This window comes from Chitinimonas sp. BJB300 (genome assembly GCF_002735695.1).
GTDB lineage: Bacteria > Pseudomonadota > Gammaproteobacteria > Burkholderiales > Chitinimonadaceae > Chitinimonas.
Genome location: NZ_PDZH01000280.1, coordinates 1 through 1,927, shown reverse-complemented (window position 1 = coordinate 1,927; position 1,927 = coordinate 1). Strand labels below are relative to the sequence as shown.

At 60.5% G+C, this 1,927-nt stretch carries 2 protein-coding genes; both read left to right on the top strand.

Annotated features, from left to right (window positions below):
- Nucleotides 1-956, top strand: a 956-nt coding sequence (locus CSQ89_RS21320; protein WP_308418201.1) for a hypothetical protein, incomplete at its 5' end; no start/stop codon positions are given.
- On the top strand, nt 949-1,927 hold a 979-nt coding region (locus CSQ89_RS21315), incomplete at its 3' end, for a hypothetical protein (RefSeq protein WP_199065782.1). The genes CSQ89_RS21320 and CSQ89_RS21315, both read left to right, overlap by 8 nt.

Genomic DNA, 1,927 nt, shown 5'->3' with positions numbered 1-1,927 from the left:
TGGGCGAAGTGCCGATGGCAGCCGACACCTTTGTGGATCGCCTGGAACAGGCCAATGAAGCCTTGGCCACCAAGGGCTTTCTGCCACCCCCGCCTGACCTGCAAGGGCTCACCGCCATGCCCAACGGTATTTTGGCGGGCTTTAGCGGGCACCACCTGTATTTCTGTGAACCCTATCTACCCTACGCTTGGCCCGATAAGTACCGTCTGACCAGCGACTACCCGATTGTGGGCTTGGCGGCGTTTGGGCAATCGCTGTTGGTGGCCACCACGGGCCACCCGTATATCGTGACCGGTATCGACCCGGCCAGCATGAGCATGGATGGCTTACCGAGTTTGCTCGGTTGTGTCGCCAAACGCTCCATCGTGTCAACCGGCGATGGGGCGTTGTATGCCAGCGCCAGCGGTTTGCAGGGCGTGGGCATGGCGGGTAGCCGGCTATTGAGCAATGAAGCCATGCGCACCGAGCACTGGCAGGCGCTCGACCCGGCCAATATGACGGCCGTCTGGCATGAAGGGCGCTATATCGCCTTCACCCCAAACGGGGGCGTGATTCTGGATAACGCCGGACGCTTTACCACCTTGGCGGGCTTGGGTGCGTCTGCCGCGTATATCGACCCGTTGAACGGCGCGCTGTATATCGTGACCGGGGGCCGTTGTTTGCAGCGCTTTGAAGCCGGTGCGCCCTTATCGTTGCGCTGGCGCTCGAAACAGTTCTCGATTGGCGCCGGCTTTGTGCCGCCTTTGGCCCGCGTCAATGCACGGACTTACCCCATTACCTTCACGCTGCTGATTGACGAGGTGGTGCGCCACACGCGCCAAGTGACCAGCGCCGAACCGTTCCGGTTGCCGGCAGCACTGCGCGGTGAGGTACTGGCGCTCGAAGTCAGCGGCGCGGTGAGCGGTCTCAAGTCTATGGGTGTCGGCTATGCCGTCAAGGAGTTGGTCCATGGCTAAGCTACCTGCCATTCCCAGCATTCCGGGCAATATCGACCCGGCCTTATTCAAGATACTGAGCCCTATCAAACAGGCATTGGAAAGTGGCGCATTCAACAAGGCATTGAGCAATGCCGACAAGCCGCCTGTATTGCCACACGACAGCGGCCCGGTGACGCCGGAGGATTTGGTCAATGCCGGCTTGCCGGAGGAATGGCTCTCCACGGTGCCGCCCCCGATGCCAACGGGCCTCGCGCCCATCGGGGCAATCGGTTACAACCTGGTGCGCTGGCAATGGCCCACCTACGGCAACCATGCCCATACCGAAATCTGGCGTGCCACCGCCGATAATTTCAGTTTGGCGACGCTGGTGGCCATGTCGCCCAGCTCGACCTATATGGACCCGTTTGATACACCGACGCAGGCGTATTACTGGGTCCGGTTTGTGTCCAAGACCGGCTTAAAAGGCCCGTATAACAGCCCGACCGGCAGCGTGGCGAAGTCGCGCCCGTTGATTAACGGCATCCAGCCCGGTGAGATTACGCAAGACCTCTTGGCCGCTAAATCGGTGCGCGCCTTGCAGGTTGATACCTTGGACCTTGTGACCAATACGGCGATCACAGGCGAGCTGGTGGCCAACAGTGGCTTCGTGGACAAGCTGACCAGCAATACGGCCTTTATCGAGGGCTTGACCGCGAATAATGCTTATATCCAGTCCTTGACAGCCAAGGCGGCGTTTATCCGTTCGGTGCGCGCCAATGTGCTGACGGCCAATAGCATCACCGCCAATATGATCGATAGTCGCGGCCTGACCGTGCGCGATGCAGCCGGTAATGTGATCCTGGGCGTCGGTTCGCCGCTGCCGGTTGCCTATGCCGATCCGGGCTTGCGCAATGACCGGCAGGAATGGTCACAGGTCAATAATCGGCCTGCCGAGGATGCCATCCGCAACAACCTGATTGATGTCAGTTGGTGGCGCCGCGATGGACCGA